The following is a 6,587-nucleotide window of genomic DNA, read 5'->3' as shown; positions in this document are numbered from 1 at the left end:
GCGTGTACCAGCTGCTGCCCGGCGAAACCCTCGGCCAGCTGATCACGCGGGCCGGTGGCTTCACGCCGCAGGCCTACGTGTATGGCCTGGAGTTCAGCCGCGAGGAGACCCGCAAGCGCCAGCGCGAGAACCTGCAGGCCGCCATCGTCCGCCTGGAAGTGCTGTCGGCGCAGCAGGCCGCGCGCGAGGCGGCCAACCGGCGCGACGAGCAGGCCGGCGCGACGGCGATCAGCTCGGCCGCGACGCAGGCGCAGATGGCCCGCCTCAGCCGCGTGCAGCCGAACGGCCGCGTCGCGCTCGAACTCTCGCCCGACACGAACTCRGTGAGCCAGTTGCCGGACGTGCCGCTGGAGAACGCCGATCGCATCGTGGTGCCCAGCCGGCCCGGCTTCGTGACGGTGGCCGGCGCCGTCGTCAACAACAACGCCTTCCTGTGGAAGCCCAACCGCACGGTGGGCGACTACGTGAAGCTGGCCGGCCTGGACGAGGCCGCCGAGCCGTCCAACATGTTCGTGCTGCGCGCCGACGGCACCGTCAGCCATGCGAACGAACGCCGCGGCTGGTTCGGAAGCCTCGAGTCGCAGCCGCTGCAGCCGGGCGATGCGGTCGTGGTGCCGAACCAGCTCGACTACGAGAGCTGGGGCCGTGCCGCGATGCGCAACCTGAAGGACTTCTCGCAGATCTTCTACCAGTTCGGCCTCGGTGCGGCCGCCATCAAGACCTTGCGCGGGGACTGAGCGATGAGCGCCATCGACAACCCCGAAGTTCTTTCCCCCACCCTCGACGARCCGGAGGACGACGGGCCTTCGATCGGCCTGATGGACCTGCTGGTGTGGCTCGGCGACGGCAAGCGCTGGGTGGCGGGCGCGACCGCGGTCGCTGCCGTGGGCGCCATCATCGCGTCGCTGCTGATGGCGAACATCTATACCGCCCGAGCCACGTTGCTGGCGCCGGGCTCGCAGCAGCAGAGCGGCTCGGCCGCCGCCCTGGCGGCCCTCGGCTCGCTGGGCGGCCTGGCCGGAGGCATCGCCGCGAAGACCCCCGACGAGCTCTACGTGAGCCTGCTCAAGAGCGACAGCGTCCAGCGCGCGCTGGCGAGCCGCTTCAACCTGATGCAGCGCTACGAAGCCAAGACCTACGACGGCCTGCGCAAGGCGATGGCCGTCCACATCCGGATCAGTTCGGACAAGAAGTCCGGCGTGCTGACGGTGGAAGTCGACGACGAGGAGGCGCAGTTCGCTGCCGACCTCGCCAACGCGCATGCAGCCGAAGTGACCAAGCTGCTCGGCCGCCTCGCGGTGTCCGAAGCGCAGCAGCGGCGCGTGTTCTTCGAGCAGCAGCTGAAGGACACGAAGGAGAACCTCGTCCAGGCCGAGCAATCGTTGCGCTCCGTGCAGGAGAAATCGGGGATGGTCGTGCTGGACAAGCAGGCCGAGGCCATCATCGCCGGCGTCGCCCAGCTGAAGGCGCAGATCGCCGAGCGCGAAGTGCGGTTGCGCGTGATGCGAACCGGCGCGACGTCCGAGAACCCGGACGTGCAGCGCCTGAACTCCGAACTGGCCGGCCTGCGGGCCGAACTGGCTCGCATGGAGTCGGCGCCGACGGGCCCCCCGAGCGGCAGCATCGACATCCCGGTCGGCAAGCTGCCGGGCGCGGCGGTCGACTACATCCGCGCCCGGCGCGAGGTGAAGTTCCAGGAGACATTGCTCGAGAGCATGCTCCGGCAGTTCGAGATCGCGAAGCTGGACGAGGCGAAGGAAGGCCCGGCACTGCAGCAGGTGGACGTGGCACAGGCGCCCGATCGGAAATCGAAGCCGGCCCGCGCGATCATCGTGCTGACGACGGTACTGCTGACCTTCCTCGGTTCTTCGCTGTTCGTCATCTGGCGCCGCTACGGCGCGCTGATGCGTGCGCACGATCCGTCGCGCGCTGCGGCCTGGCAGGCCATCCGCCAGGCGTGGCGCTGGCGCCGCGCCTGAGGGGGCTCTTCAGAGCGCCAGCTCGCCGCGGATGCAGCTGACGCTGTGTCCGCCGACCCACACCTGGCCGTCGACCTGCGCGATGTGCACCCGCCCGGCCCGGCCGAGCCGGGTACCTTGCGCAGCGACGTAGCGGGCCGGCGCCACGCCGGCCCCGATCAGCCACTGCGCGAGGCTCGCGTTCAGGCTGCCGGTGACCGGGTCTTCCGGGATGCCGATCGGCGCCGCGAAGCCGCGCACCTCGAACTGGCAGGGCCCGCCGGCCGCATGCGGCCCGATCACGCCGACCTTGGCCAGCGACTTTAGCGCCGCGTGGTCCGGCTCCAGCGCGAGCACCGTGTCGGCGGCGTCGAGCAGCAGGCCCAGCCAGCGCGGGCCGTTGTCGAGCCACTGCGCCTGCCGCACCTGCTCGCGGCGCAGGCCGAGCGCGGCCAGCACCGGCAGCAACCCGGCCTCGGCGATCGGCTCGCGGCGCAGCGGCGGCGCCGCAAAGGCCGCGCGCTCGCCGTCGAGCCGGATGTCGACCCGGCCGACGCCGCACTGCTGCACGACGGCACCGGGCGTCTTCGGCACGCCGCCGGCCTCGAGCCAGGCGTGGCAGCTGCCGAGCGTCGGGTGACCGGCGAACGGCAGCTCGCCGCCCGGCGTGAAGATGCGCACCCGGTAGTCGGCCAGCGGGTCGGTGGGCTGCAGCAGGAAGGTCGTCTCCGACAGGTTGGTCCAGCGCGCGAAGGCCTGCATCTGCGCATCGTCCAGCGCATCGGCGCCGTGCACGACGGCCAGCGGGTTGCCCTTCAGCGCGACATCGGTGAACACATCGACCTGAGCGAATGCGAAGCGCGTCATGCCGCCTCCTTCAGCGCCTCGGCCAGCGCGCGGATGCCGCGCTCGATCTGCTCGGGCGACACGGTGACGAACGACAGCCGCATCGTGTTCGCCTGCGCGTGCTCGGCGAAGAAGGCCGCGCCCGGCACGAAGGCCACGCCCTTGGCGACGGCCTTCGGCAGCAGCGCGATCGCATCGGTGCCGGCCGGCAGCTCGACCCAGAAGAACATGCCGCCGCTCGGCACCGTCCAGCGGCAGCCGGTGGGCATGTGGGCCTCGAGCGCGGCCCGCATCGCATCGCGCTGCGCCTTGTAGCGCGCGCGGATGGTCGGCACGTGCGTGTCGAGGAAGCCGTCGCGGATCACCTCGTGCACCACGCGCTGGTTGAAGCCCGGCGTGTGCAGGTCGGCCGCCTGCTTGGCCTGCAGCAGCTTCGGCACCAGCGGCGCGGGTGCCACCACGTAGCCCAGGCGCAGGCCCGGGGCCAGCACCTTCGAGAACGAGCCGAGGTAGACCGTGCCGTCGGGCCAGCGCGCAGCCAGCGGCGGCGGCGGCGCGGCGTCGAACCACAGGTCGCCGTACGGGTTGTCCTCGACCAGCGGCAGGTTCAGCGCCTGCGCCCGCGCGACGACCGCGGCCCGGCGCGCCTCGCTCATGCAGCGGCCGCTCGGGTTCTGGAAGTTCGGCAGCAGGTACAGGAAGCGCGCGCCTTCGGCGCTGTGCAGCGCCTCGGGCAGCGGGCCGTCGTCATCGCAGTCGACCGCCGTGAAGACCGGCTCGTAGGGCGCGAACGCCTGCAGCGCGCCGAGGTAGGTCGGCGATTCGACGGCGACGCGGCTGCCCGGGTCGACCAGCACCTTGCCGACCAGGTCGAGCCCCTGTTGCGAGCCGGTGGTGATCAGCACCTGCGCCGCGTCGACCTGCTGGCCGTGGCCGCGCAGCATCGCGGCGACCCACTCGCGCAGCGCCGGCAGGCCTTCGCTGGAGGCGTACTGCAGCGCTTCGCGCGGGGTGTCGCGCAGCACGCGGGTGGTGGCCTCGCGCATCGCCTCGACCGGGAAGCCGTCGGGCGACGGCAGCCCGCCGGCCAGCGAGATGATGCCGGGCTGTTCGGTCACCTTCAGGATCTCGCGGATGATCGACGGGTTCATGCGGTGGGCGCGCTGCGCGAGCTGCCAGGGGGTGCGCGAGGTCATGCGGAGTTCCTTGAGGACGTGGCGGGAGAGGTGACGGGAGGCGAGGCGGTGGAAGCCGGGTGTGTCGGCATCTTGCGCCCGATGAACACGGTGGCGATCACCGCGAGCGAGAACAGCACGGTCGTCGCGGACAGGTGCTCGCCGAGCACCGGCACCGCGAACAGCAGCGTCAGGAAGGGCTGCACCAGCTGCACCTGGCTGACCCGCAGCGTACCGCCGAGCGCGAGCCCGCGGTACCACGCGAAGAAGCCGAGCCACATCGAGAACAGCGTGACATAGCCGAAGCCGACCCAGGCACCGCCGTGCACCGGCTGCGCCGGCCAGGTCCAGGCCATCAGCGGCAGCGTGAACGGCATGCTGATCACGAGCACCCAGCAGATCACGTGCTCGGCCTGCAGTTGCCGCGACAGGTGGGCGCCGGCCACATAGCCGATCGACCCGCTGACCACCGCCAGCAGCAGCACGCCGTCGGCCCATTGCAGGCCACCGCCGGACTGGACCGCGAAAGCCAGCACCAGCGCGCAGCCGACCGCGGCACAGGCCCAGAACCCGATCGACGGGCGCTGCCGGAAGAACACCGCCGCCGCGATCGCGGTGCCCAGCGGCAGCACGCCGGTGATCACCGCGGCATGCATCGCGTCGACCTCGCGCAACCCGAGGCCGAGGAACAGCGGGAAGCCGACCACCGTGCCGGCGGCGCTAACGGCGAGCGCCGACCACTGCGCGCCGCGCGGCCGCGGTGCCTGCGTGAGCATCAGATAGACCAGGCTCAGCACGCCGGCCAGCGCGGCGCGCCCGGCCACGACGAACAGCGGCGACAGCTGCGGGTCGGCCGCCGGCCCGACGGCCAGCCGCGTCATCGGCGTCGTCAGCGCGAAGATCGCGACCCCGAGGAAGCCCAGCCACAACCCTTTGCGTTCTTGGTCCATGCGGCAGTCTAGCGGCGGCAACCAGCACAGAGCCAGTACACTGGACCACCTCAGCTCGCACGCTGTATTGGTCGCTTCGCCAGCACATGAGCCCGCCAATGAATCCTCTAGCGCCCCTGCACCCCCTGTCCCGCCATGCCGATGCCACGCTGACCGAGCAGCTGTCGGGCCGCTTCGCCGAGCGCATCCGGCAGCGGCTGCTCGCACCGGGCTCGCGGCTGCCGTCGGTGCGGGAGTGCGCGCGCCGGCACGGGGTCAGCGCCTACACGGTGGTCGCGGCCTACGACCAGTTGCTGGCGCAGGGCTTGGTGGAGGCCCGCAAGCAGCGCGGCTTCTTCGTGCGCGAGCAGCAGCCGCGCGAGGCAGCCCGCGATGCCGCGCGCACGCCGGCCTCGGCCGCCCCGCCCGTCAACGCCGCGGCCCCGATTGCCTTTCCGCGTGCCCCGCTCAGCGCGATCGCGCTGATGCGCAGCATGTTCCAGCCGCCGGGCACGCGGCCGATGCCGGGGCTGGGCACGCTGCCGTCGGAGTGGCTGGACCTGCCGATGCTCAGCACCGCGCTGCGCCGCGTCAGCAGCGGCGCGCTGCTCGGCCCGCTGGCCCTGCAGTACGGCGAGCCGGCGGGCGACTTGCGGCTGCGCCGGGCGCTGTCGCAGCGGCTGGTCGACTTCGGCGTGAAGGCGGCGCCGGAGCAGATCGTCACGACCTTCGGTGCCACCCATGCGCTGGACATCGTCACCCGCAGCCTGACCCGCGCCGGCGACAGCGTGCTGGTCGACGAACCCGGCTGGTCGGTCGAGTTCGCGCGGCTGGCGGCCCTCGGCCTGCGCGTGCTGCCGGTGCCGCGCGGCGAGGACGGGCCCGACCTCGCGGTGATGGAGCGCCTGATCGAGGCCCAGAAACCGCACGAGCGCCCGCGGCTGTACATCACCGTCTCGGTGCTGCACAACCCGACCGGTGCGACGCTCGCGCTCGGCCATGCGCACCGGCTGCTGAAGCTCGCGCAGGCGCACGACCTGCACATCGTCGAGGACGACACCTACGCCCATCTGGCACCGCCGCACCTGCCGCGGCTCGCGGCGCTGGACGCGCTGGAGCGCACGATCTACATCTCCGGCTTCTCGAAGATCCTGGTGCCGAACTGGCGGGTCGGCTATCTGGCAGCGCCGCCGGCGCTGGTCGACCGCTTCATCGACACCAAGCTGCTCGGCAGCCTCTCCACCACCAGCCTGACCGAGCAGGCGCTTGCCCACTGCCTGGAGCACGGCCTGCTGCGCCGCCATGCCGAGCGCGTGATGGCCCGGCTGGACGCGGCCCGGGCGCGCTCGGTGCAGCTGGCCGAGGCGGCGGGCTGCCGCTTCGCGGCCACGCCGCGCGGCCTGTTCGGCTGGGTCGACACCGGCGTCGACACCGAGCGGCTGTCGCAGGTGATGCTGGACGACGGCTGGCTGCTGGCACCGGGCTCGATCTTCCACGCCACGCGGCGCCCCGGCACGCTGATGCGCATCAACTTCGCGACCACGCAGGATGCGCAGTTCTGGCAGGCGCTGCAGCGCGCCCGCGACACCCCCGGCATGGCGACACCCCGGAATCCGGGCTTTGCATCGACAGCCCGGTGACCTACAGTCACACCTTCTTGCAACTCCCCAGTCCATGTT

General features: G+C 72.0%; 6 protein-coding genes. 3 read left to right on the top strand and 3 right to left on the bottom strand.

Annotated features, from left to right (window positions below):
• Together AC1D12_RS20800 and AC1D12_RS20795 are read left to right on the top strand one after the other, a co-directional pair.
• On the top strand, positions 1 to 737 hold a 737-nt coding region (locus AC1D12_RS20800), incomplete at its 5' end, for an SLBB domain-containing protein (RefSeq protein WP_477842565.1).
• Between the two features lie 3 nt (positions 738 to 740).
• On the top strand, positions 741 to 1,979 hold the full coding sequence (locus AC1D12_RS20795; protein WP_477842563.1) for a Wzz/FepE/Etk N-terminal domain-containing protein: 1,239 nt from the start codon (positions 741 to 743) through the stop codon (positions 1,977 to 1,979).
• Positions 1,980 to 1,988: 9 nt separating this feature from the next.
• Here AC1D12_RS20795 and AC1D12_RS20790 read toward each other — a convergent pair whose 3' ends face one another.
• The 3 genes from AC1D12_RS20790 to AC1D12_RS20780 are packed head-to-tail and all read right to left on the bottom strand — an operon-like array spanning position 1,989 to position 4,929.
• On the bottom strand, positions 1,989 to 2,825 hold the full coding sequence (locus tag AC1D12_RS20790; RefSeq protein WP_465111402.1) for a PhzF family phenazine biosynthesis protein: 837 nt from the start codon (positions 2,823 to 2,825) through the stop codon (positions 1,989 to 1,991).
• The gene (locus AC1D12_RS20785; RefSeq protein ID WP_465111401.1) at positions 2,822 to 4,000 is read right to left on the bottom strand and encodes an aminotransferase-like domain-containing protein; all 1,179 of its coding nucleotides are present in this window, start codon (positions 3,998 to 4,000) and stop codon (positions 2,822 to 2,824) included. Before AC1D12_RS20785 ends, AC1D12_RS20790 begins: the two co-directional genes overlap by 4 nt.
• Entirely contained in the window at positions 3,997 to 4,929 is a 933-nt protein-coding gene (locus AC1D12_RS20780; RefSeq protein ID WP_477825151.1) for a DMT family transporter, read from the bottom strand. The genes AC1D12_RS20785 and AC1D12_RS20780 overlap by 4 nt, the downstream gene beginning before the upstream one ends.
• A gap of 98 nt (positions 4,930 to 5,027) precedes the next feature.
• Between AC1D12_RS20780 and AC1D12_RS20775 the strand changes: the two genes are divergently transcribed.
• On the top strand, positions 5,028 to 6,548 hold the full coding sequence (locus tag AC1D12_RS20775; protein WP_477842561.1) for an aminotransferase-like domain-containing protein: 1,521 nt from the start codon (positions 5,028 to 5,030) through the stop codon (positions 6,546 to 6,548).
• Positions 6,549 to 6,587 lie beyond the last annotated feature (39 nt).

Source organism: Rhizobacter sp. P1_G5, assembly GCF_056405435.1.
The sequence above is the reverse complement of the archived record's forward strand: the minus strand, read 5'-3'. Positions and strand labels throughout refer to the sequence as shown.

What these genes read in the sequence shown, in the direction of transcription:
- AC1D12_RS20790 (WP_465111402.1), bottom strand. Translation starts at nt 2,825, where the DNA reads ATGACGCGCTTCGCATTCGCTCAGGTCGATGTGTTCACCGATGTCGCG.
- AC1D12_RS20785 (WP_465111401.1), bottom strand. Translation starts at nt 4,000, where the DNA reads ATGACCTCGCGCACCCCCTGGCAGCTCGCGCAGCGCGCCCACCGCATG.
- AC1D12_RS20780 (WP_477825151.1), bottom strand. Translation starts at nt 4,929, where the DNA reads ATGGACCAAGAACGCAAAGGGTTGTGGCTGGGCTTCCTCGGGGTCGCG.
- AC1D12_RS20775 (WP_477842561.1), top strand. Translation starts at nt 5,028, where the DNA reads ATGAATCCTCTAGCGCCCCTGCACCCCCTGTCCCGCCATGCCGATGCC.